Raw genomic sequence first — 22,981 nt, 5'->3', positions numbered from 1 at the left:
CTCCAGCGCATCCCGACGCGCCGCACCTGCTTCTGCACGCAACATGCTGCCCTCCCCACGATTCCGATGCCGCGATCCCGGTTGGCGACGGCCGAACCTACGAGTGAAACACCTTGTCCACCAGAGTTTTTGCGGCCGACGAACAGCATCTCGGATCGTCGGGTTCGCCCGCTCGCCGGTCTGCATGTCGCCCGAAAGTTCCGGAAGTTAGCGGATATCGGTGGCGGTCAGGCCATTGTCATTGGTTTCCGCGCGATCCGAAAACCCCGACAGGCGAGCAGTGTCGATCTCTACGTGTTTCGAACGTCGGGAGGATTGACGGCTGCACGCCAGGCCGCCGTTTGTCGTCGATCAGCAGGAGGTATAACAGTCATGTCAGTCGAGGCCACCCGGACCGCGCCGAACGCCAGGTTGGTTGTGCTGTGGGGTGATCCGTCCGATCCCGAAGCTTTCGAACATCATTATCGTGAAGTGCACATCCCACTGGGCCGGCAGCTCCCGGGACTGCGCCGGTACTCATTGAGCCGTGCCATGCGCGGTGTTCGTGGCGAGCAGTACTACCTGATAGCGACCCTGGAGTGGGACGATCTGGCGGCTTTGCATGCCGCGTTCGAATCCGAAATCGGTCGGGCGGTCGCGGCCGACGTTTCACATCTGACTCGCTTTGCCGATGTCCGTAGCATGACCTTCGAACTCGATGACCTCATGCGGTGAGACGGTGTCCTACGCCTGGAGTGCAGGGATTCTTCGAGCCCCCTCGCGTGTCGGACCTTCGCGCCATACTGGCCCGCCTGGGGTTCGAAGCGGTGCGGATGCACGCTGCGCATCGGCCACGCTTCTCGACCAGGGCACCTACCGGTGTTCAGCGTCGACGATGTACCGTGTTGCCGGATGCGCTACGCGAGCGCACGCGCCGGGTGATCGGACGTCTCGGAGCACTGGTTTTCCTCGCTCACCGGAGCCTGAAGACGCTACAGCGCATACTCGCGACCAGGATCGACCACGGCGTGGTGATCCCGAGCCCGATCAGGCGCGACCTCACCAGGCCGGTCGCATGGCCGGACTCGGCGGTGCCGACCATGGCGTGCGTCGCTCGGCTGAGCCCGATCCAGAAGGGGCATGACCTGCTGCTGGAGGCTGATCACGGTAGTTGCGATGCCGATCAGTCCCAGTCGTCGTCGTGCCCGGCGAGCTGCCGCCCCAGCAGCCTGGCCGCGTCGACGATTCCTGCCAATGGTCGTTCGTACCGTAACGGCGTTGTCGTAGTCGTCATCGGGCTCGAGAGCTTCGGCGAGCAGGAGCGCGTGCCGGATCATGACGTCGAAAGTCCTGCTGCCACGTGACACAGGCCTACCGATCCACGCCTCGAGGAGGTCGCTACGATGCGCGTTCCGCGCGCTGTTGCCAGGTTCAACCGGTCAGCGAAGGAAAATCCCCGCACCATACGTGAGTTGCAAGACAAACCGAGGACATGGAAGCAGGACGTCGAGATCCACACCGATCTCGACAACCTCGTGGGATGTCAGCGTGCGCTACACTTCTCGCCGCGGCAGGCTGTTCACTGTGCGATACCAATACGAGGACTGTGGCCTGCCGCCCAGGGTACATGCGGCCGGCGAGCAGCGCCGAGGCGTAGGACCGCCGCTGCGGCCTCATCCCTGGCGTCAGCCCGTCCCGGCGGTCGCCGACGCCGTGATCTCCGCTTCGCAGGCTGCCGTTATCAGTCGTGCGGTCATTTCCAGTACCCGACTGCGTTCGTCGGTGCCGAGCTCGAGTGTCGCGGCGCGCAGCACGGCCGCGAAGCCGGTGTTGATCATGGCGAAGCTCATGGCGTCGTAGCGGCGTTCGTCGCCGGGGCCGAGGGTTTGCACGATCAGCTCCATGGACAGATCGCGCAGGCGGGATTCGAAGTCGGGGATGCCGCTGCGGTAGTACAGCACTCCGGCCATCAGCGCGCGGACCAGGTCGGCGTTGGGTGTCACCTCGTTGACGATGATCTCCAGCGTCCGATGGGTCAGTGCCAGGACGGTTGCGCCCTCCCGGTCGTGCCAGCTTTGCCGCAGCCGTTGTTCGGCGTGTTCCAGCAGCCGCTCGATCAGCTCTTCGACGATGACCGCGCGGTCGGTGAAGTACCGGTACACGGTACCGATGCTGACGCCCGCTTCGGCGGCGATCCGGTTCGTCGAGGTACCCGCGACCCCGCGTGCGGCGAAAAGCGTTGCGGCGGTGTGCAAGATGTGATCCCTGGTCGCCTTGGCCCGCGCCTGGCGGGGCCCCTCGCGCCGGCCGAGCGGTCGTGCCGGTGTGAACTCCGCCCGCCTGGTCAGGGTGCGTGCGTCGGTGCGCGACAGAGCCTGCAGTGATGCCGGGGTCTCACGTTCGGTGTCGATCCACGCCGCGATCCCGCGTGCGGTGACGGTGAACAGTTCCTCGCGTTTACGGTCGTCGATCGCGGCCCGCATGACAGCCGCGAATCCGGTGTTGACCAGCACGATGGTCATGATGTCGTAGGTGTGGTCGTCGCCGGGGCCGAGGATCTGGATGAGGAGTACCTTGACCAGCAGCCGCAGGCGCCGTTCGAGTTCGGGAAGACCGCTGTCGGGCAGGTGGAGCCCCGCTGCCAGTGCCCGGACCAGCCCGGCCTCGGCCACCAGTTCACCAGCGATCGCCTGCAGAACGGCCACGATCAGCTCGAACACGGATTCATCGGCGATCCCGAACAACCGCTCGGTGAAGCACCGCTCGATGTTGTCCTGCATCCGCCGCAGCAGTTCCTCGACCACGGCGGCGCGGTCGGCGAAATACCGGTACACGGTGCCGATGCTGACGCCGGCCTCGGCCGCGATCCGGTTCATCGAGGTATCGGTGATCCCGCGTTGCCCGAACAGCCGCGCCGCGGCATCCAGGACGCGGTCGCGTGTCACCTTCGCACGCTCCTGCGTCGGTCGGCGCTGACCCGACGGTTTCGGCGACATAGACGTCCTTGCCCACAGTCACGAGAAAGATCCGCAGGCACACAGCCTAGCGGCTCCCGAGCCATTATCTGCCGGTAAACGGCGACCGACCCGTCGACGACGCAATGTGTCGTGGGGCCGGTTCGTGTTGTGCCGCAGGGCGATCACCCCAGGCACTACGCCAGAACGCCTCGAGCCCTGCGGAATTCGAGCACGCTCTCGCGGCGCTGGGCGGCCGCGACGGCTGCACCAGCGTGCAGGTCGTCGGCGGCGCGGCCGACCTCGGCGCCGACGTGCTCGCAACCGCACCCGACTGACGGCGGAACGTGCTGCAGGCCAAGCGATACCGCAACAGCCGCGCAGCGTCGGCAGCCAAGACGTCCAGCGGTTCGGCGGGACCGCGCGCACCATCCACGGCGCCGACATCGCCGCGGTGGTGACCACCGCCCACGCCTTCACCCCACAGCCCCACGCGTACGCGGCCCGCGCCGGAATCCTGCTCGTAGCCGCCAAGCAGCTCGCCGCGTGGGAGTCACAGACCGGCCCGGCACCATGGCACTGATCCGGAACCGACGAACTGAAAAGGGCCGCTTCGGGTTCTGCCTCCGGTCGATCGGCTCTACGAGTTGGTACCGGAGGGCGGGGCGGTGAACCGCACCAGAGCCTGTCCGGCGATGTGCTCCATACCGTTGAACGTCATACACGGCGACCCGTACAACTCGTAGCCCTCGGCGAGCAGCGCGTTGACGCGCTGCTCGAATCCGGCGTAGTCGGCACTGCCGGGGATCATCGCGACGAACCGGTAGTGCGGCACCCGCGCGTGCTGCTCCTGTTGCTCCATCAGGTCATTGAATCACCCGGCTACGCCCGAATCGGCGAGTTCCGATGGCGTGCAGGAGATTCCCGGCTGCCCGAATCGGGTCGTACTACCGGAACCCCAAATTTCGTTGCACCCGCGCGCTTTTCACGAGATTGGCCTGGTCTGGTCCGCCGGACCGGCCCGCCGGTGCCGGCCGTCCGCGCGTTCGGCGACTATGTCGAGAGCGGGGCCCTGGGTGCCTGGTCGGTGCGGGCAGGCCGCGGCCCGATCGTCCTCACCGCGTGACGGGCTTCGGGCCCGGTTGCGGGCCGGTGTTCAACTGTTCGGGTAACACCGTGAAGTGGCGGACGAAACCGGACAGGACGGGCAGGTCCTTCGGTGTGGTCCACTCGCCGAGCAGGTCGCCGGTGACGGTGTCGCTGTAGAGATAGTGACCGTGCGTGGGTTCGTCGAGGTCGTAGGCATCCAGGTAGATCCGCCATCGGCCGTCGGGGAGCGGGATCACGCACTGTCCCTCGCGCGGTTGTCCCGGGCCCGGTCCGCCCCAGCGCGCCCAGTTCCCGGTTCGCGCGAACGTGTACGGGCCGACCAGGCGGTCGGCCACCGCGACCTCGACGTTCTTGGTCGATTCGTTCTTGACGAACGCGTAGTAGCGTCCCTGCGACAACTTGACCGTGGTGTCGATGTAGCCGAGGCCGCCCGGTGCGGGAATGACGCCTGCCAGCGGTATGGGCGTGGTCCAATGCAGCCGGCTCAGCGATGAGGTGGTCGCGGTCATGACGCAGGGCCGGAAGACCGTGCCGTCGTTGATGTTCACCAGGACGCTGACCGTGCCGTCACCGTCGACGAACCATTCCGGCGCCCAGGTATGGGTGACACCGCCGAACGGAATCGTGTACTCGTACAGGAACTCCCAGTGGATCCGGTCGCGGCTGCGAGCGAACCCGATGGTGTTGCCGCCCCATGCGGTCGTGTACGTCACGTAGTACTCGCCGTCGATGTGCCGAAAGACGCTGGGGTCGCGGCACAAGCCCTTCTTGGTCGTGGCCGCCGCTGCCGGGGTGCCGGCGGGGTCGGCGTCCGGTGGACGGTAGGCGGCGGCCTGGACGAGCCGGAAATTCGTTGCGTCGGTGGATTCGTAGACCCACATATCGGTCTGGCTGGCGTTGGTGAACGCCGTCATCGTGTATCGGATCGGCGGGGCGGCGGCCATTGCGCGTCGGGATGCCACAACGCTCAACGGTACGCTCGCCGCCAGGGCGAGCATCGCTCTGCGGGACAGCCCGATCGACGTCATATGCGGATTATCCAGCCCGTGAACGCTGAATGATTGCTGACACACCGCGCATGGTGAGTAGGTCGATATGCTGCTGCTGTTGTGGTGGCAGCACAGGCGCCGACGCCGGCCGTCCCGGGCGGCCACCGGACTCTGCCGCGTGGGCCGTGGAGATGAAATGGCATGCGCGCCATCGGTTCTGCGAGCCGGGACGATACCGTCTCCACAGGGGTTCAGGTAGTAATCGCGCGAAAGACAACGACAACGGCTTGACAACCAACGATGTGCCGTAGCGGCTCGGGCTGCGGACGTGCTCGGTTGATACTTGGCTTGGCTGCCGAGAGGTCAATCGGTTGCTGGAAGCCAGAATCGGATCAGCGGCGAGATGCGCGATTTCGTGATCAACCGCTAATTGGTATTTGCATCCTCAGCAGTACAGAAGCCCTTGATTCACTCCGAACAATCGGTCACGGCAGGCTTGCCGCCTGATTGCGCCGATTCCCGTTGGTCGGCGATCCGCCGACGGATCTCGTCCCACGACAGCGGCAGCTCGTGAACCGGTGCGCTGAAGAACACGAAGGTGCTTTCCCGCATGACCTTTCGCTTGCGCTCGACAGTCGACTTGTGCGGCTCCGAGCCTGCGTAAGCGGAGATGGCGTCCTTGTCGTCCCAAGCCGAGTAGGTCCAGAATGTGCGCTTCAGCATCTCGGCCTTCAGAGTCACGCCCAGCACTCCCGGGGAGCGGCGGGCCTGCCGCCACAACGCCAGCGAAGAGATCAGGAAACCTGGTGTGCTGAGCAGCGATTTGACTTCGAGACGTGAGGCCATGCATTGAGCTTCAGATGTGGTGGACGCGCCTATTGTCATCCATGGGAGCGTGGGCATGGAACCCTCTTTTCGAACGGTAGAGCGACGGCGGATCGCCGAGCGGCGTCCACTATATTCCACAGTAGGATATAGGTGGTGTCAACGACTGCGCTCACTGGCGACGTGCGGCAACCCCAACAGCATCCGGGACAAGATAATCCACCTGTGTCGAGAAGGTCTGACCCTACAGCGGGGCCATCGGGCCCGACCAGGATCAGTTCACTGTGACCCCACCATAGGTCACTGTGAAACTATCGACTGCCTGATTCGGGCGAACGAAACCCACGCCTCCAGCAGGGCAATGAGCCGAGCCGGGACGACACCCGGCTGCAAGTCCTGTGGGTGGACGTAGACGGAGTGCTCGACGCCGACGATGCGCGGTATTGCCGATTGCGTATGCCGAACCGCGGGCCACAGCACATGGCGTGTCGGCGATCTCGCGTACTGCGAGAGAGGCTGTGCACGATTGTGGCCAGCTCGGGTGTACTGGCAGCATGACGATCGCACCGGTAGATCTGAATACTGCTGGTCCTGCCGATCTGGCCGCAGTGTTACCGCTGGCCATGGCGTTTTATGCGGAGGACGGCTTCAGCGCCGACGAGCGTGCGCTGCGCCGCAACCTCTCGGTGTTGCTGGCTTCGCCCATGGCACGGGTCGCCGTGGTGCAGCTAGCGGACCAACTACTCGGTTTTGCTGTCACCACAACCAGTTTCGGTCTGGAGAATGGGCTGATCGCCGAACTGGAGGATCTTTTCGTAGTGCCGATAGCACGACGGCAAGGGCTGGCCGGCCGGCTGATCGCCGACAGCGTCGTCTGGGCGCGCGAGCACGGTTGCCGGTCCCTGGAGCTGATCGTCGCGCCGAGCAGCCGAGACGTCGGCCGCCTCCTGGACTACTACCGCGCACACGGTTTCCTGGACGAGGGCCGCCGCCTGATCAGCCGCCCACTCTGAATCGACGAGTCTGCTCGCTGGCCCAAGACATCTCCGAAATCGGCTATCCGCAGGCCCGCTGAGTTGAGAGCGTGCCCGCAAACTCTGAACGGGCATTCGTCCGAGTTCCTGAACACACTTTTCAAAGCGTGGTCAGCCAGTGGGTTAGGCGGCGGGCCGCGGTTGTGAGGATGGTGGGGTCGCGGAGAGTATTGGACAGCAGGGCGCTGCCTTCGTAAGCGGCCATGAGCTGGAGGGCTAGGTCGTGGGCGTCGGCACGGCCGAGGGCGCGGAACTGGGTTTCGGCCCAGGCGATGGGGAGGTGTATCAGGTCGGCGACGGGGAACGCCTCGTGCGCGGGGCGTTTGTCGAGTTCCGAGCAGAGAGTGCCGATAGGGCAACCGTATTGGGTGACGGTCTCGCTATCGGCGGTGAACAGATCCACGAGGGCTTTCAGGCGGCTTCTCGGCGAATCGAAGCGAGCGTCGATATCGGCGAGGGCTCCTCTGATCTGCTGGAGGTGGGCGTCGATGGCGGCGGTGACCACCTCGTCCTTGGTTTTGAAGTAGTAGTAGACGTTTCCGGGCGGCACCTCGGCCGCCTGCGCGATGTCGGCGAGCGTGGTCCGCTGCACTCCCTGCTGGTGCAGGAGTTGAACGGCAGCGGCCACGAGCCGCTGCCGTTTGCCTGGCCGCGGTGCGACGGCCGCAGTCTGGGTTGAGTCAGCCATCTCACTCAACAGGATACGACGCTCCGGCGTCGACCATTACCAGCGGGGCCCGCATACGCGTATTGCCGGAGCGCAGGGCGATCAGGGCCGCGACCGCCATCAGGATAGCCCCGACGAACAGCGCCCGATGGTAGCCGGAATCGGCGGCCACGGCGGTGGACGCGCCGGCGGCGATCAGGTCGTTGGTGCGGGTGATGGCGACAGCGGACAGGACTGCGAGGCCGAACGCGCTGCCGACCTGCTGGAACGAGTTCAGCAATGCCGCCGCCAGCCCGGCCTTGTCCGGCGGCACGCCCGCGTTGGCCGCAGCAGTGACAGCGACGAACACCGGCCCCGCCCCCAACGACATCACGAGAAATCCCGGCAGCAGATCTCCGATATACGAACCGTGCATCGGCACCCTGGACACGTAGTAGATGCCTGCCCCGGCGAGCAGGCAGCCCACGATCATCACCCAGCGGGTGCCCACGCGCGTGATCAGTTGCGACGCAACGCCTCCGGCGATGGCGAACCCTGCGGTGATCGGAAGGTAGGCGGCTCCGGCCCGGATCGGCGAGTAGTGCAGGATCTCCTGCATGTAGAGGGTGGCGTAGAAAAGCAGCGAGAAGAACCCGGCGAACGCGATCAGCTGCGTCAGATCCGCTGCGACCAGCCCTTTCACCCGGAGAACGGCCGCGGGCACCAGCGGATCGCGGGTGCGCACCTCGTTGAGCGCGAACGCGACGAGCACAGCGGCCGATCCGCCCAAGCACAGGACGGTGGAAAGCGATCCCCAGCCCACGACCGGCGCACGCACCAGTCCGTACACCAACAGCAGCATGCCGCCGGTCACCAGCACCGCACCCTGCGCATCGAATGCCGCCCGCCCGGCCCGGCTGGGCCGGCCGTCTGCCAGAAGCATCACGGCACAAGCGATTACCGCGACGCAGATTGGCGGGTTCACGAAGAACACCCACCGCCAGCCCGGCCCTTGGGAGATGACTCCCCCGAGGAACACACCCGCCGCCGCGGCCACGCCGCTGATGCCGCCCCACACCCCGAGCGCCGTGTCCCGATCCTTGCCCTCGCGGAAACTCGTCGTGAGTTCGGACAGCGCCGCGGGAGCCATGAAAGCCGCCCCGAGTCCCTGCACAAGCCGCGCCGCGATCAACAGCCCGGCACTGTCGGTCAGTCCAGCCGTCAATGACGCTGAAGCGAATACCACCAGACCCGCGAACAGCATGCGCCGTCGGCCGAGTAGATCGCCCAGACGGCCACCGAGCAGCAGAAAGCCGCCATAAGTCAAGATGTAGCCACTGGCCACCCATTGCAGATTCTGCTGTGTGAAATGCAAACTGTGCTGGATGGACGGCAGCGCGACGTTCACGATCGCCGAGTCCACAATGTCCAGAAACTGAACAGTACACAAGAGCACCAAAATCGCAACCCCCAGCCTGGACCGCAGCACCAACCGCCGCCCGGACTCTTGTCCCAAAGCCGCACGCATACCCGCGTCCTCTCCTGCTGAGTGAGTTTACTCACTCAGTCTTGTCAGCGCCTCTCGCCCTGTCAAGTGAGTACACTCACTAACTAGGAAAGGCCTGTTGACCTGCCCTCTTACTGTCGAGACCGCCACTCAGAGGGAATCAGAGCTAGCGTCCGGGAACCCGGTCATGCTCGAGTGAGGCTGCGTCATGGTCATGATGGTGGCGATGGGCTCAGGTCAGTGCGATGCCGGAGAACCGCTCGCGCAGCCTTGCCAGCAGCGGGACCGCACCGTCGCGGTCCTGGGCGGCGACCGCTCGTGCCTCCTGCGGCCGGACCTCGACCGAGGTGTCGAAGTGATGACCGATCAACGGCGATGCTCACCGATCATCTTGAACAGCAGCGGATTTCAGCGTGGACAGATCACCGGCCATCTCCGGCCGCCGCGATATCGGTGCCGGTGAGCATCGCGATGCGCTGGGCGTGGATCTGTTCCAGCGGCTCAGATGTGGAACAGCGGTCCGGTGAGGGTCAGTCCGAGGTCGCCGCCGACGTGAGAGAAGAACGCGAACAGCATCAGGGCAGCTCCCGCCAGCCCGATGTCCTTGTTGAAGTGGATCATCTCCTGCTGCTTGACCCCTGGATCGGTTTCCTTCCAGAAGGCGTGCATGAGCACCGCGGTCGGCACGAGGAAAACGGTCAGCAACAGCGAGCCCAGATCGGCCCACACACCCAACAGCACACTCAGCGCGCCCACGAGCAGCAGCAAGCCTGAGGCGAGTACCGACAAGCCGGGAGCAGGGATTCCCTTGTCCCGGGCGTATTCCGCCATCTGCCCGCGCTGGGCGAAGTGCCCGAACGCGGAGCCGAGGAACAGCAGGGCGAACAGGATCCGTCCGATGAGTACCACTACATTCATGATTGCGCTCCTTACCGACCTGTGCGACGAGGGCAGGCACGCGGCTCACAGGGCAAGACTCGACGCGCCGACCGGGATCATCGCGGCGCCCGCGAACTCTCCGCCGATATCGCCGAAAGGGGCGGTGGACTCGACTCACCGATAAGGATTTTCCGCAGTCCTTCTCGCTGAGCCGGATCCGCCCGTTAGCCGATGACAACTGCTGCGTGCCGTTGCCCTCGGCTAACCTCACCCGGCCAGGGCATGAGCACCGCCCAATCCAGACCGCCGAGATTCGTGTCGTTGAAGTTTACCTCCTCGATGTGGCCGCACATCAACTCCGCGCAGCGCCTGTAGGTTTGCACCGAACCGACACGGACACCCCCAGTCGCAGAGGCAATTCGCGAACTCCTTACCGCGAACCATCCATCGGTCAGCCACCGAATTCTCCCGTTCTCACAGGTAGTGCCGACGACGCCGAATTCCGCGGCTCGTGCGGTGATAATTGCGGCGACGCCACGAATGGCGATGATGGACGCTTCCTGCAGCCCCAGGACATACGTGAAATCGTCCGGAAGTTCTCGAGAAACGTCTCCTCGTCGACCCTGGATCACCGAAGATCGTGGTCAGGCGAAACGATCTCAGCAAATCGTATGTGACGCTCTGCACGGACGATTTCGCGGTCGTGATGATCGGTCAACTCCCTTCGCAAATGGGCGTCGGCAATCGAACCAGGAATATCCGTGTCCGCACGGAAATGATGCCAACGACCTTCTCGGCCAGGAATGCCACACAATCCACTCCAGGCTGCCGACCGCGGGGGTAGCGCTGCGACGAAGATCGATAGTACCCACTCGAAGCGCAATTCCGAACAGCATCAGCCGCTATTGGCAACTATTCAGCGACAATGCCACATGCCTTGCGGCGCAACGACTACCACCGGTGCTTACGCGCTGCGCGGCCGCATGGGCGACGGCCTCGGCTCGAGACGTGAACGAATGCGACGGAGGAGTCGGCTTCCATGCTCGATACCACGAACGGCATTCTCGGGCGGGAAATATCGGCCACGCGGTCGCGGACAAAGCAGTCCGTCATGGCCATGAGGTACTCATCGGCAACAGCCAGGGCCCGCAGACGCTCCGAGCCGTAGTGGAGCGGTTGGGCCCAAGTCCCGCACGGGGACCGCCCGGGAGGCGACGCATCCGGATCTGATATTCCTCGCGGTGCCGTTCTTCGTCTTGCCGGATCTGACCGGCCCGACCGATTGGTCCGGGACGATCGTCGTCGACATGACGAATCAGTTCGCCACCGCGAACCCCTGGCAGGGCCGCTACCACGTCGATGACCTCACCCGCAGCGAGCGGGTCGCCGAGCAACTGGCCGGCGCACGGATCGTGAAGGCGCTCAACACGATGTTCGCCGGGTTCATCGCCGCGAACCGCCGGCACACCGAGGGGCGGCAGGCGAACTTCTACACGGGCGACGATGCCGAGGCGAAACCCCACCTGGCCGCCCTCCTGGGCGAATCCGGATTCGCCGCACTGGATCTCGGTGGTCTGCGAGAGCGGACAGCTGATGCAACTGGACGGCCCGCTCAACGCCGAACACTTCCTGCTCCAGGGAAGCCGATCGACGTCCCTGATCCTCCCGGTCGACTCGGCCGGTCGTGATGCACCTGCCCCATCCGGAGACAAGGAGTGCCGATGACCACGACTGGACCCGGCAGCGCTGGATATCGACGGGCTCGCCGAGCAGTACGCCTCCACCCTGTACCGGCCCGTCACGGGAGTGCGGCTGCCCAACGATCAGTGGTTGGACGATCTGAGCAGAGCTGGACTGGACGCGCATGCGCAGGACCACATTTCCACGATGGCCCGCCTGCACCGCGACGGCCGCTACCACCACATGACCCACACCGTCGAGGACATCACCGGCCACAGCCCGCGAACCATCGAACAATACGTCGCCCGAAACCGCGCTCTTTTCACGTAATTCCAGCGGAGTCAGCCCGATCAGGCAATGTCGTTGCGCGGGTTGGGTTCCCGGCCGGAGGGCTGGTGCGGGCGGGGTGCGGGGATCGGTGGCGGGATGGGGTGGGTGACGGTGTCCCCGAGGGCGAGGGTGAAGGGCGTGCGGTGGTGTTCGAGTGTGAGCGGCTGGCCGTCCCGGAGCTCATATCGAGCTTTGTCCGGGGTGATCTCGATGTGGAGCGCGCGATGACGGTAGTGCAGCCGGAAAGCGAGCCGGGACAGTTGAGTGGGCAGGCGCGGTGCGAAGCAGAGTGTGCCGGTGTCGTGACGCAGTCCGCCGAATCCGGCGATCAACGCGGTCCAGGAACCGGCCAGCGCGGCGATGTGCAAACCATCGCGGGTGTTGTGCTGTAGATCCGCCAGATCCAACAGCGCGGTCTCGCGCAGATAGTCGTAGGCCAGATCGGTGTGCCCGGTTTCGGCGGCGATGACCGCCTGGCAGGGCGCGGACAGCGAGGAGTCGCGGACGGTGATCGCTTCGTAGTAGGCGAAATTGCGCGCCTTGTCCTCATCGCTGAACGCCGCACCGCACAGATACATCGCGAGGACGAGATCGGCTTGTTTGACGACCTGTTTGCGGTAGAGGTCGAAATACGGGAAGTGCAGCATCAGCGGATATCGGTCCGGGCCGGTGGTGTCGAACGGCCACACGGCCTGGCGGGTGAAACCGGCGGCCTGCTGGTGGACCCTCAGATCGTCGTCATAGGGCACGGCCATGGCCTCGGCGGCGGCCCGCCACCGCGCGCGTTCGCCGTCGTCCACGCCGAGGCGCTCGGCGACCTGGCGGTGACGTTCGGCGACATCGGCGGCAGCGCGAAGGTTCGCCCGAGCCATGAGGTTGGTGTAGACGTTGTCGTCGGCGATGGCGCTGTATTCGTCCGGCCCGGTGACCCCATCGATGTGGAAACAACCGTCGACCCCGTGGCAACCCAGCGACTCCCACAGTCGGGCCGTCTCGACCAGAAGTTCGGCGCCGACGCCGCATTCGAAGTCCGAGTCGGCCGCGACGCGGACGTAGCGGACGACCGCATCGGCGATGGCGGCATTGAGATGGAAAGCCGCGAGACCTGCGGGCCAGTACCCGGAGCACTCCGCACCGGCGATCGTGCGCCACGCGAACGCGGCACCACGCAGACCGAGTTGGGCGGCACGGGCGCGGGCCTCGGGGAGCGTGCGATGCCGCCAGCGCAGCACATCTTGCGCGGCGCGCGGTGTGGTGTGGGTGATCAGCGGCAGCACGAAAGTCTCGGTGTCCCAGAAGCTGTGGCCGTCGTATCCGGGGCCGGTGAGCCCCTTGGCGGGCACGCCGCGTTCCTCGGCGCGGGCACCGGCCTGCAGCACCTGGAACAGCCCGAACCGCACCGCCTGCTGCAACTGTGGATCACCATCGACCTCGACATCGGACCGCGACCAGAACTCGTCCAGGAAGCCGCGCTGATCCTCGACCAGTCCGGACCATCCACTGTCCTCGGCAGCCGCCAACGCCGCATCGACCTGATCGCGGACAGCCGGCAGTGAGCGGTGTCCCGACCAGCCGTAGGCCACTGTCTTGTCCACGCGCAATCCTTGCCCGGCAGCCAGCACGCAGGTCAGGGTGAGGCGCGCCAAGTCCGGATCCGATTCGACAGACGTGGCGGTATGCACGGGAGCGTGGACGTGGTGATGGGCGGCCACCCCGACACGCAGTCCACTGACGCGGGTGCGGTGGATCAGCCGCAGGCGGTTACCGTGCGCGTGGTCCTCCTCGGCCACCAACGGTGCCTCCAGCGCTGCGGCCACACGAGGATCGCCACTGGTCGCGGGCACTGGTTCATTGGCGACCAGTTCGGACTGGACCACCACCCGCGCCGGCCCGTCGACGGGTTCGACCTCGTAACGGATGGCGCCCACCGCTCGCTGGGTCAGCGAGACGAGCCGGGTGGTGCGGATACGAACCCGCCTCCCTGCCGGCGAGGTCCAATCCGCCTCGCGCGACAACAGCCCGGTGCGCAGATCCAGGATTCGCTGGTGTGCGTGCAGACGCCCATAACGCAGGTCGAACGGTTCGTCGTCGACCAGCAGCCGGATGATCTTGCCGTTGGTGACGTTCACGATCGACTGATCCGATTCCGGATAGCCGTACCCGCTTTCGGCATACGGCAGCGGACGCACCTCGTAGTAGCCGTTGAGGTAGCTGCCGGGCACACCGTGCGGTTCGCCTTCGTCGAGATTTCCGCGCCAGCCGAGGTGTCCGTTGGACAAAGCGAACACCGATTCACTCTGCGTCAGCACATCCAGCCGCAGCCGAGTCTCCCGTACTCGCCACGGTTCGCACGCATACGCCGGATCCGTGATCACGGCACGACCTCCAGCAGCTGGCTCAGCTCGGTCACCACGACATCAGCGCCATGAGCACGCAACGCCTCGGCCTGGTCCGCCCGGTCGACGCCGACGACGAAGCCGAACCCGCCCGAGCGCCCGGCATCCATGCCGGCCAACGCGTCTTCGAACACGGCCGCGGCGGCCGCCTGCACGCCAAGCGCCCGCGCGGCGGCCAGGTAGGTGCCGGGGTGCGGTTTACCGACCAGATGATCCCGGGCAGCGACGATTCCGTCGATGCGCACCTCGAACAGATCGGCTATCCCGGCCGCCGACAATATCTGCGCGCAATGCACACTCGAGGAGACCACCGCGCGATGCATACCCGCCGCGCGGACCGCCCGGACGAACCGCACCGACTCCGGATAGGCGTGCACACCATCCTCGGCCAGTAAGCGCAGGAAAAACGCATCCTTGCGCGCGGCCAGCGCATGCACGGTTCGCGCGTCCGATGGATCGCCGGGCCCACCGTCGGCCAGGGTGATCCCGCGAGAAGCCAGGAAAGTGCGCACACCGTCCTCACGGGGACGGCCGTCGACGTAAGCGTCGTAATCGGCGACCGCATCGAAGGGGCGCTGCGGTTCGTTCGCCTGCGCGAGCAGTGGATCGAAGGCTTGCTTCCACGCGGCGGCATGCACGGTCGCGGTACGGGTCAGCACCCCATCGAGATCGAACAGGCACGCGGTAATCGTCGAGGGCAACGAAATCCGATCCGGCATCGGGACCTCCGGCCTCTACGAGTGCGACCGGCGGCGGGCGCCGGCGCACAATTGGAGCCTACGACGCACAGACGCCACCCGACAGACCGCAGCAGACACAGGAGCCGACCGTCACCTCGGAGCAGGTCGATGTCCACTACCCATGCAATGGACTGATGGGATGCGTCCATGTCCAGCCACACCGGCGCTGCCGCCATATCGGCGATGAGGCCAGCAGTTCCGGCGCCGGGGCGGGGAGCGCCTCGCAATGCCCGGCAGGGGCCGCGATGCTCAGGATCCGGCTCGGTGACGTCACCGCTCACGACCTGACTGTCTATCGCCACTGAGGCGTAGTCCCCACCGACGCGGGCTGCGTCGATGTACACCGGCTCGTCATGACTGCGGGGACGACGGCAACCATGGCGTCCAGTCCCCGCTCGCGTCCGTCGTTTGCCCGACCTCGATGATGTGACCGTCGGGATCGCGCAGATAGCAACGGATCTCGTACTGGTGCTGCTTGGGCGGTGTCAGGAAGCGGGCACCACGGGCCTTCCATTCGGTGTACACCGCGTGGATGTCTTCGACCCGGATATTGAGGAAGCTGCTGACCCGGTCCGGGTCGCGTGGCGTTTCCAGGGTGACCGTGGGCTTGTCGTCGGTCGGGCCTCCACCGGTGTTGATGATGATGAAACTGTTGGCCAGTGCCACGTAGACAGGGCCTGCGGAGAACACCTCCCGGCCGCCGAGGACTTCGGTGTAGAAGCGCCGCGAGCGATCCACATTGTCGGTCACGATGAAGTGGGCCAACACCATTCCGGTTCCGGGCTGTGACACGTCGGTCAACTGGCACCTCCACTGGTCAGGCTCGCATCAGGGTGCGCGGGCAATTCATCTGAACCCCGCAAAGATAGGGCACCGGGCTCGATCTCGACCGGAGCCGCTATCCGGCGAGTCCCACACCATCCGACCTCGCCGAGATCACAAATGCCGGACCTCGACACGTCGTGGTGGATGACCGAACAAGCGTCGATCTGAAGCTGCCGTCACGCAGTGCGACGTGGACGCCTTCCTCGGCGTAGTTACTCCTCCTGGTCGGCGATGTAGGTGACGAACTCCTCATGTGGACCTCGCCCGACGTACGCGAGATCGATCGTGTGCACGAACGTATCCTGTGATGTGACGGGTTGCTGAGACGGTGCGCTGGATACGATCCGGTACCCGGGAGGACCGGGAAGTATGGCTCCGCGTGTCAGGAAAGGGTCCAGGAGATGCTCATCCCCGTCGTGACCCCGCCGCGGTGCACGGCCACCGCATGGTGATCGCTACGGAGTGCTCAGCGGTAGAAGTCGGCCGCATCGAAACGGGCGGGCACACCGAGCTCGGCGGCGACCGCGGGGATCGCGCTGTCGGCGATAACCGGATCGACCGTGCCGTCGGTGGTGTAATACGGCGCGATGAACTTCTCGTAGTGGGCTCGGACCTCCTCGGCGGTCTGGCCGCCGAGGAACGTCCCCATATACCGAACCGTAGTGTCGGGATCCTCGTGGATCACCCGCAGGGCGCGCCGGTGGGCGCGGACGAGTGCCTGTACCGCGGGGTCGTCCGGGTCGGTGTAGGTGGGGTCGACGGCCACACCCACGGTGGGGATCTGGAAGTGGTCGCCGACCCAGCCCAGTACCTGCCACCCGTACTCCGCCGCAACCGCCTCCGGCGCCATGGTGCTGCCGACGTAAGCGGCGTCGATGCTGCCCTCGCGCAGCCGGCGCAGGTCCATGGCGTAGTCGCCGGGCGACCGCACGATGCAGTCCACGTCGCGGTCCGGGTCCAGGCCCGCCCGGCGCAACACGATCCGGGCGAAGCACCCGGGCGGGGTATGAGGCGCGTGGACCGCGAGCCGTTGGCCGGCCAAGTCCGATAGCGAGGTCGGGCCGGGGCGGGCGAGGAACCAGAACAGCGGACGGTGCGTGTTGACGCTGAGCGTGACCCACGGGATGCCGCCGGTCAGCCGCGACAGCAGCCCCCGGCCGAGCCCGATGGTTGCGCCCCGACGCAAGCGTTCCTCGTCCCAGGCGATGCCGTCGTGCAGCGCGACGTGCACCCCCTCGTCCGTGTAGTAGCCCTCCTGGTCCGCGATAAAGGCGACCAGCTCCTCATGCAGGCCCCGACCGACATAAGCCAGATCAATGGTGTGCATAATCGTGCCTTCCTTCAGTACATCGCCATGCCACCGTTGACAGCGGCGGTGGTGCCGGTCATGAATGTGTTGTCTTCGCCGGCGTAGAACGCCACCGCCTGGGCGACATCGGCCGGCACCGCCAGGCGGCCCAGTGGGGTGGCGGCCACCTGCCGCTGTTTCACCTCATCGTCAAGGACGTGCGACATCCTGGTCTCGGCCACCGGGCCCGGCTCGACGAGGTTGACCGTGATACCCGCGGGACCCAATTCCTGCGCGAGAAACCGGGCGAACTGCGCCAGCGCCGCCTTGGCCGTACCCAACGCGATCATCCCTTCTCGCGGCCGGCGGCCCGGACCCGCACTGAGATAGATGAGGCGCCCCCAGCCCTGGTCGGTCATAGCGGGTAGCACGGCCTTGGTGACCACATACGCCGCCCGCATCTCGTCGTCGAGCTTGCCGCCCAACTCCTCCCACGTCATATCGCGGAACCGCTTGATCACGTACGGGGTGAGCGCGTTGTGCACGAGCACATCGACGCCGCCGCCCCAGGTCGCCCGGATCTGCTCGATCACGCCGTCGACTGCGTCCACCTCGCGTACGTCGGCCTGCACGGCCATGGCCTCGCCGCCGGCGGCCTCGATCCCGGCCACGACATCCTTGGCCGCGTGCTCGCTGTGCAGGTAGTTGACCACAACGCGCATTCCGCGGTCGGCCAGCAGTCGCGCGGTCGCCGCGCCGATTCCGCTGCTGGCCCCGGTCACCAACGCCACCCTGGTCATGATTCAGCCTCCTGTTGATGAACTGCCCCGTACAGAACCGTGTCGACGGTGATTCGCAGTAGATCGGCCGCGCTGCGGTCGAGCCTGCCTGGTAACGGCGAGTTCAGCAGCCGCTCCGCCGCACCGCGGATGATCTCGCTGAGCAGCTCGGGCGGCGCCGACAGCAACCCGAGCCGGTGCCCGTGCTGGAACAGCTCGTCGAGCCGTCGGTAGATCACCGCGTCCATCTGCTGTTCCACGTGCTTGCGCAGCACCGCATCGCCCCGCCCGGTGACCCGCTGAGCCGCACCGATGCGCCCGAGTTCGCCGCACGTCGCGTGCAGGAACCGCTGCACCTGCTCACCGAACGGCCGGCCTGCGGCCTCTTCGCTCGCGGCGAGCAGCGTGTGCTCGACCGCCCCGAACAACCGGTCCAGCACTGCGGTCATCAGGCTGTGCTTGTCCGGGAAGTGCCGGTAGATCGTCTTCTTACTCATCCCGAGCTCACGGGCGAGATCGTCCATGCTGACCCGCCCGAGCCCCGGCGCGAGGAACAACCGGCTGGCCGCGTCGACGATCACCTCGGCACGCTGCACGACGGAAACTGAAGAAACTAATTGCGTCTCCATAGTTTCCTATGGTGGCCCGCCGGCGCTGCACTGTCAAGGCACAACCTTTGGAGATGCGGTGTGTGAGTTGACCCACAATCTGTGCGCCGAATAGCCGAGGCGGGTCGCCCGCACGATCAAGCACGGTCGGCATCGCCATTCAGAGACAGGCAGACTTGTATATGGCACGACAACCGCCACCTCGTTGTCCATTCAAATGCATGGCCGTCTGCAATCTCTGGGCAAATTACGAAACTAGTCGTATAGTTTCTGTGGCTATCCGAAGATGCAGTGTTTCGAAGGTGTCACGACCACCGAGGCGCTCGGTTATCACAACAGCTGGGATCCACCGGCAAGCAGATCACCCGCGTCGGGTTCGGTATACAGCCGATCAGCGCGAGCGAATGGGAATTCGGGTGGGACCGTAGTAGGACGCGGAATCGATCGCGACCGAAGACCTCGACCGGATCCAGGCATAGAAATCAGATCCGGAAAGGAAAACCACATGGCTACAATCGGTTTCGTCGGTCTCGGCACGATGGGCAGCCGCCTCGCCCGCCGACTGCTCGATGGCAACACCCTCTACGGCACGAACCGCACCCCCGCCAAGGCTGCCGACCTCATCGCGCATGGCATGGTCTGGCGCGATACCCCCCGCCAGGTCACCGAGGCCGCAGACATCGTGTTCAGCATGGTGACCGACGATGCCGCCCTGCACGCGATCACCGCAGGCCCGGATGGCGTCCTGGCCGCTCTCGGCCCCGGCAAGATCTTCGTCGACATGAGCACTGTCGGACCCGACACGGCCGACGAACTCACCCAGCAGGTCGAGGCCCGAGGCGCTCAGATGGTCAGTGCTCCGGTCACGGGCCCGGTGCCGGCTGCAGCCGACGGCAGCATGCTCATCATGGCCGGCGGCCCATCCGACGCGGTCACCGCGATCGAACCGCTGCTCTACCGGCTCGGCCGGCAGGTCACCTACGTCAGCACCCAGTTCCAGGCTTTGGTGCTCAAACTAGCGATCAATATCAACCTCACAACCCAGATCCTCGCCTTCAGCGAAGCGCTGCTACTGGCCGAACGCGCCGGTATCGACCCGGTCCAGGCTGCGCATGTCATGACCGACAGTGTCATCGGATCTCCTGCCATGGCCACCCGCGCCCCGCTCGCGTTCTATCTGCCCGAACACGCCTGGTTCGATATCGATGCGATGAGCAAAGACCTCCGCCTGGCCTGCGCCGCTGCCGACAACCTCGGCACACGGATGACGACGGCGGCAATCGCCTCCGACGCAATCGAACACGCCGTACAGCGCGGCTTCGGCCACCGCGACCTCTCCGGCCTGTACGCATCCCTGCGCACAGAACAGCAGCAACCGAACAACCACATCGACCAGATAGCGAGCTGATCGTGGCCGATGAATCCACGAAGGTCCGCCGCAGCGGTCGCCCCCGCAGCGAAAGAACACACGACGCCATCCTGGACAGCGCCATGGAACTGTTACTCGACCGCGGGCTGGCGGCCATGAGCATGGACGCGGTCGCGACCACCGCCGGGGTCAGCAAGGCCACCATCTACCGCTGGTGGCCCCGCAAGGAGAACCTCGCCATGGACGCCCTCTACCGGCAATGGGCCAGCACGCCACCAGCGCCCGACACCGAAACGCTCCGCGAAGACCTGCGAAACCTGTTCTGGCCGTGGACTCGACAGATAACCCGCCGACCTTACGCCCGAATCATCGCAGGCCTGCTCGTCGAGGTGCTCACCACACCCGAATTCGCCCTCGAGTACCGCGCCCGATTCGTCGAGCACCTCCGCGACCAGGGACGACTGATCCTGCAACGCGCCATCGGCCGCCGCGAGATCTCCCCACACACGCACACCGAAGTCGTCCTGGACCTGCTGTACGGCTCCATCTATCACCGTATGTTCCACGGACACGCCCCCCTCGACAGCACCTTCATCGACCAGGCCATCGACACCGTACTCGACGGAATCCGCTCGAGATCCGACGATGCCGCAGCCGCGGGACCATCTGTCTGACAGCTCTGGTGCAGATTCGGTGGGGGGCAACAACCGCATATCCGTCCCGCGCTCGGGCCCATCAACCCCCGATCAGGAAGACATTCCCTTGTCCGGTCAACCACCCTTTGCCCTCGCCACTACCACATACGTGCGCCCTCGTGTCCCGTTGAACACGCTCGCCATCCCCCTGAGCTTGGCCGGCCTGGCCCAGGTTTGGTCCACGGCGACCAGCACGCTCGGCGCGCCGTTCCAACTGGGGCAGGTGTTCTGGATGATCGCCGGGATCGCCTGGAGCTGGACCATCCTGGTGCATTTGTATCGCGGCACGCTCACCGATCAACCGCTCTCACATCAGCTCACGCACTTCGCCCATGGTCCACTCGCGGCACTGGTTCCCATCGGCGGAATGCTGGTCGGAGCGGGCCTTCACCGCGCGATTCCGGTTGCCGGAACAGTGCTGACCTTGATCTCCATCACCGCCGCTGCCGGGTTCGGCGTATGGATCCTGAGCTTTTGGATGCGCGGCGAACTGCCCCTCGAATCCGTGCACGGCGGCTACTACCTGCCCATCAGTGCAGCCGGTCTGGTCGGCGCACTCACCGCCGCCCAGACCGGGCTCGACTGGCTTGCGGTCGGCAGCTTCGCCGTCGGCATCTTCTTCTGGCTGGTGATCTCGATGCTGTTCTTCCTCCGGCTCGCGCTCCGGCCAACCATGCCCGCACCGCTCGTTCCGACACTCGCGATCATGATTGCTCCGCCTGCCGTCGCGGCGGCAGCATGGCTGACGATCTGTGGCGATCGACCCGATCACGTGTTCGGGGCACTGACAGCACTGACGGCGTTCATGGTGCTGTTCCAAGTGGCGTTGTTGCCGCGCTACCGCGCTCTTCCGTTCTCGCTCGGCTTCTGGTCGTTCATCTTTCCCACCGCGACCGTCGCTGGGCTCGCCATCACGTGGCTGCGGCTGTTCCACCCGTTTGCCTGGCAGGCCATCACGGTCGGATTACTCGTCGCTGTGACGCTGCTGGTCGTGGTGGTCGCGGCGAAGTCGATCGCCTTACTGTTCGCGAAGACCCGTCCGACCGGACGACACCGGTCATCCGCTGGGAACCGGCCCATCGGCGGACCGACGATGTCGATTCACCGAAGTGGAAACCGGCGATAGCTCAGCGGTTTTCGGGGCGGTGTGGCCCCAGACCCTTAGGCGCGCACGGGTGTTGAGGACTGCGATGGTTTGGCGGGTGGCCTGGTCGATCTCGGCGTGGTCGGCACGGGCCCTGCCTGCGAGAGCTTCTCGCCGGAAGATCCGCCACAACGGTTCTCGGAGGTCGAGTCAGCATGTCATCGGATCGCCGTGGCAACCGCCCCGGTGCCGTGGTCACGACCAAGGCCACGACACGACCGTGTTCTGTCTCGGTCAGGCGAGGTTCGCGGCGCAATCCCAGCTGATCGCCTGCCCCCTTAGGCTCTGAATGTTGAACCGGCGCAAGCATTCACGCACCCTGCGCGGATGACAACCCACCTCTACGCGACCCAGGCGGTGGACGTGCCCTCCCACATCCGCGCCCGGCGAATCCAATCCCCTGAAGCATGACTCGCCGCAGCGGGCTTGCGAATCTTCCGCTCCTCCAACGTATCCCGTGGAGCCTTGCGGCAAGCACCTTCGGCAGAACCCGCCCACTGCATCCGATTTCGCGATCTGCCGCGTCGCGACGACGAGCCGATTGCTTGTCTCGCGCAGCAGTTCGCGAGCTATCGCCAGCCTGGCCGCGAAGCCGGTGCCCGCGGCGGTCGATCACCCGGTCTACGGTGCCGCGATCGTGTTCGTTCGTCCACGTCGCGTGGAGACAATCGGAGCCGCCGCGGCGACAAGCGCGACAGCGACGACCACGACGCCGGTGATTGCAGAGGCCGTACCGCCGCCGACCCACGGCACGGTCGGCAGCAGCGCGTCGATGCTGTACCGACCAGGCCCGGTGAAGCCCGTGGCTGCCGCCAGAACCGCGAGAACAATCGGAAATTCGCCGCCCCCGGCGGCATTCCAGAAACTGCCCGAAAGGTGGCTCAGCGAGAACCCCGCGGCCAGCATTGTCCCTGCCGCGATCGCAGCACCGAGGGGCGTGATGACGCCGAGTGTCAGCGATACCGCGGCTGCGATCTCGCACCACACCGCCAGCCAGACCTTGGTCTTGGCCGGCCGTTGCCCGAGTTTGTCGAACAGCGCCGTCGCGCCTTCCGGACCTGACCCACTGAACCAGCCCAGCGCTTTCTGCGTGCCGTGGGTGAACAATACGGCACCCAACAGCAAGCGAATTAGAAGCAAACCGATGTCCATGGTGTCCCTTTCCAGTGATGAGAATGTTTCTGCTCTATAGCGGCGAGCGATC

At 65.6% G+C, this 22,981-nt stretch carries 25 protein-coding genes and 1 pseudogene; 10 read left to right on the top strand and 16 right to left on the bottom strand.

Annotated elements, in window-relative coordinates; all coding sequences use genetic code 11:
- Window positions 1-81 precede the first annotated feature (81 nt).
- Together AC5WS7_RS04605 and AC5WS7_RS04600 are read left to right on the top strand one after the other, a co-directional pair.
- On the top strand, window positions 82-714 hold the full coding sequence (locus AC5WS7_RS04605; protein WP_495953041.1) for an EthD family reductase: 633 nt from the start codon (window positions 82-84) through the stop codon (window positions 712-714).
- Between the two features lie 167 nt (window positions 715-881).
- The gene (locus AC5WS7_RS04600; protein WP_495953040.1) at window positions 882-1,343 is read left to right on the top strand and encodes a hypothetical protein; all 462 of its coding nucleotides are present in this window, start codon (window positions 882-884) and stop codon (window positions 1,341-1,343) included.
- 321 nt (window positions 1,344-1,664) lie between these two features.
- Here AC5WS7_RS04600 and AC5WS7_RS04595 read toward each other — a convergent pair whose 3' ends face one another.
- Window positions 1,665-2,924 carry a TetR/AcrR family transcriptional regulator gene (locus AC5WS7_RS04595; RefSeq protein ID WP_495953039.1) on the bottom strand — a complete coding sequence of 420 codons (1,260 nt, stop codon included), beginning with the start codon at window positions 2,922-2,924 and terminating at the stop codon, window positions 1,665-1,667.
- A gap of 155 nt (window positions 2,925-3,079) precedes the next feature.
- On the opposite strand from AC5WS7_RS04595, the gene AC5WS7_RS04590 reads away from it, so the two are divergent.
- Together AC5WS7_RS04590 and AC5WS7_RS04585 are read left to right on the top strand one after the other, a co-directional pair.
- On the top strand, window positions 3,080-3,271 hold the full coding sequence (locus AC5WS7_RS04590; protein WP_495953038.1) for a restriction endonuclease: 192 nt from the start codon (window positions 3,080-3,082) through the stop codon (window positions 3,269-3,271).
- On the top strand, window positions 3,199-3,516 hold the full coding sequence (locus AC5WS7_RS04585; RefSeq protein ID WP_495953746.1) for a restriction endonuclease: 318 nt from the start codon (window positions 3,199-3,201) through the stop codon (window positions 3,514-3,516). Before AC5WS7_RS04590 ends, AC5WS7_RS04585 begins: the two co-directional genes overlap by 73 nt.
- Before the next feature lie 57 nt (window positions 3,517-3,573).
- On the opposite strand, the gene AC5WS7_RS04580 is transcribed toward AC5WS7_RS04585, so the two are convergent.
- The 3 genes from AC5WS7_RS04580 to AC5WS7_RS04570 form a co-directional block, all read right to left on the bottom strand.
- Window positions 3,574-3,795: a DUF1737 domain-containing protein gene (locus tag AC5WS7_RS04580; RefSeq protein ID WP_495953037.1), complete on the bottom strand. Its 222-nt coding sequence runs from the start codon at window positions 3,793-3,795 to the stop codon at window positions 3,574-3,576.
- A 253-nt stretch (window positions 3,796-4,048) separates the two neighbouring features.
- On the bottom strand, window positions 4,049-5,071 hold the full coding sequence (locus AC5WS7_RS04575) for a glycoside hydrolase family protein (RefSeq protein WP_495953036.1): 1,023 nt from the start codon (window positions 5,069-5,071) through the stop codon (window positions 4,049-4,051).
- Between the two features lie 429 nt (window positions 5,072-5,500).
- Window positions 5,501-5,878, bottom strand: coding sequence for a hypothetical protein (locus AC5WS7_RS04570; protein ID WP_495953035.1), 378 nt, complete (start codon window positions 5,876-5,878; stop codon window positions 5,501-5,503).
- A gap of 533 nt (window positions 5,879-6,411) precedes the next feature.
- Between AC5WS7_RS04570 and AC5WS7_RS04565 the strand changes: the two genes are divergently transcribed.
- On the top strand, window positions 6,412-6,870 hold the full coding sequence (locus tag AC5WS7_RS04565) for a GNAT family N-acetyltransferase (protein ID WP_495953034.1): 459 nt from the start codon (window positions 6,412-6,414) through the stop codon (window positions 6,868-6,870).
- Window positions 6,871-6,991: 121 nt separating this feature from the next.
- Here the strand turns inward: AC5WS7_RS04565 and AC5WS7_RS04560 are convergent, their stop codons facing one another.
- From AC5WS7_RS04560 to AC5WS7_RS04540, 5 genes are all read right to left on the bottom strand, one after another.
- Window positions 6,992-7,579, bottom strand: a complete 588-nt coding sequence (locus tag AC5WS7_RS04560; RefSeq protein ID WP_495953033.1) for a TetR/AcrR family transcriptional regulator — start codon at window positions 7,577-7,579, stop codon at window positions 6,992-6,994.
- 1 nt (window position 7,580) lies between these two features.
- Window positions 7,581-9,026 (bottom strand): MFS transporter, encoded by a 1,446-nt coding sequence (locus AC5WS7_RS04555; RefSeq protein ID WP_495953745.1) that lies wholly within the window; start codon window positions 9,024-9,026, stop codon window positions 7,581-7,583.
- A gap of 250 nt (window positions 9,027-9,276) precedes the next feature.
- Window positions 9,277-9,414 carry a hypothetical protein gene (locus AC5WS7_RS04550; protein WP_495953032.1) on the bottom strand — a complete coding sequence of 46 codons (138 nt, stop codon included), beginning with the start codon at window positions 9,412-9,414 and terminating at the stop codon, window positions 9,277-9,279.
- A gap of 131 nt (window positions 9,415-9,545) precedes the next feature.
- On the bottom strand, window positions 9,546-9,962 hold the full coding sequence (locus AC5WS7_RS04545) for a DoxX family protein (protein WP_495953031.1): 417 nt from the start codon (window positions 9,960-9,962) through the stop codon (window positions 9,546-9,548).
- Window positions 9,963-10,147: 185 nt separating this feature from the next.
- Entirely contained in the window at window positions 10,148-10,306 is a 159-nt protein-coding gene (locus AC5WS7_RS04540) for a DUF1326 domain-containing protein (protein WP_495953030.1), read from the bottom strand.
- Window positions 10,307-10,463: 157 nt separating this feature from the next.
- Between AC5WS7_RS04540 and AC5WS7_RS04535 the strand changes: the two are divergent.
- Window positions 10,464-11,611 (top strand): annotated as a pseudogene (locus AC5WS7_RS04535) (NADPH-dependent F420 reductase).
- Between the two features lie 118 nt (window positions 11,612-11,729).
- A complete protein-coding gene (locus tag AC5WS7_RS04530; RefSeq protein WP_495953029.1) occupies window positions 11,730-11,933 on the top strand; it encodes a hypothetical protein in 204 nt (67 codons plus the stop codon).
- 20 nt (window positions 11,934-11,953) lie between these two features.
- On the opposite strand, the gene AC5WS7_RS04525 is transcribed toward AC5WS7_RS04530, so the two are convergent.
- The 6 genes from AC5WS7_RS04525 to AC5WS7_RS04500 form a co-directional block, all read right to left on the bottom strand.
- Entirely contained in the window at window positions 11,954-14,308 is a 2,355-nt protein-coding gene (locus AC5WS7_RS04525) for a glycoside hydrolase family 65 protein (protein WP_495953028.1), read from the bottom strand.
- Complete coding sequence (locus AC5WS7_RS04520) at window positions 14,305-15,048, bottom strand: HAD family hydrolase (RefSeq protein WP_495953027.1); 744 nt, start codon at window positions 15,046-15,048, stop codon at window positions 14,305-14,307. Before AC5WS7_RS04520 ends, AC5WS7_RS04525 begins: the two co-directional genes overlap by 4 nt.
- 372 nt (window positions 15,049-15,420) lie before the next feature.
- Window positions 15,421-15,861 carry a VOC family protein gene (locus tag AC5WS7_RS04515; RefSeq protein WP_495953744.1) on the bottom strand — a complete coding sequence of 147 codons (441 nt, stop codon included), beginning with the start codon at window positions 15,859-15,861 and terminating at the stop codon, window positions 15,421-15,423.
- A gap of 499 nt (window positions 15,862-16,360) precedes the next feature.
- The gene (locus tag AC5WS7_RS04510; RefSeq protein ID WP_495953026.1) at window positions 16,361-17,221 is read right to left on the bottom strand and encodes an ABC transporter substrate-binding protein; all 861 of its coding nucleotides are present in this window, start codon (window positions 17,219-17,221) and stop codon (window positions 16,361-16,363) included.
- A 14-nt stretch (window positions 17,222-17,235) separates the two neighbouring features.
- Window positions 17,236-17,982: an SDR family NAD(P)-dependent oxidoreductase gene (locus AC5WS7_RS04505; RefSeq protein WP_495953025.1), complete on the bottom strand. Its 747-nt coding sequence runs from the start codon at window positions 17,980-17,982 to the stop codon at window positions 17,236-17,238.
- Window positions 17,979-18,557 carry a TetR/AcrR family transcriptional regulator gene (locus AC5WS7_RS04500; RefSeq protein ID WP_495953024.1) on the bottom strand — a complete coding sequence of 193 codons (579 nt, stop codon included), beginning with the start codon at window positions 18,555-18,557 and terminating at the stop codon, window positions 17,979-17,981. The genes AC5WS7_RS04505 and AC5WS7_RS04500 overlap by 4 nt, the downstream gene beginning before the upstream one ends.
- 298 nt (window positions 18,558-18,855) lie before the next feature.
- Between AC5WS7_RS04500 and AC5WS7_RS04495 the strand changes: the two genes are divergently transcribed.
- The 3 genes from AC5WS7_RS04495 (at window position 18,856) to AC5WS7_RS04485 (ending at window position 21,759) form a co-directional block, all read left to right on the top strand.
- Window positions 18,856-19,977, top strand: coding sequence for an NAD(P)-dependent oxidoreductase (locus AC5WS7_RS04495; RefSeq protein WP_495953023.1), 1,122 nt, complete (start codon window positions 18,856-18,858; stop codon window positions 19,975-19,977).
- Window positions 19,978-19,979: 2 nt separating this feature from the next.
- Window positions 19,980-20,612, top strand: a complete 633-nt coding sequence (locus AC5WS7_RS04490) for a TetR/AcrR family transcriptional regulator (protein WP_495953022.1) — start codon at window positions 19,980-19,982, stop codon at window positions 20,610-20,612.
- A gap of 148 nt (window positions 20,613-20,760) precedes the next feature.
- On the top strand, window positions 20,761-21,759 hold the full coding sequence (locus AC5WS7_RS04485; protein ID WP_495953021.1) for an SLAC1 family transporter: 999 nt from the start codon (window positions 20,761-20,763) through the stop codon (window positions 21,757-21,759).
- Between the two features lie 639 nt (window positions 21,760-22,398).
- Here AC5WS7_RS04485 and AC5WS7_RS04480 read toward each other — a convergent pair.
- Window positions 22,399-22,929, bottom strand: a complete 531-nt coding sequence (locus tag AC5WS7_RS04480; RefSeq protein WP_495953020.1) for a DoxX family protein — start codon at window positions 22,927-22,929, stop codon at window positions 22,399-22,401.
- Window positions 22,930-22,981 lie beyond the last annotated feature (52 nt).

This window comes from Nocardia sp. PLKS1-43 (assembly GCF_059510335.1).
The sequence above is the reverse complement of the archived record's forward strand: the minus strand, read 5'-3'. Positions and strand labels throughout refer to the sequence as shown.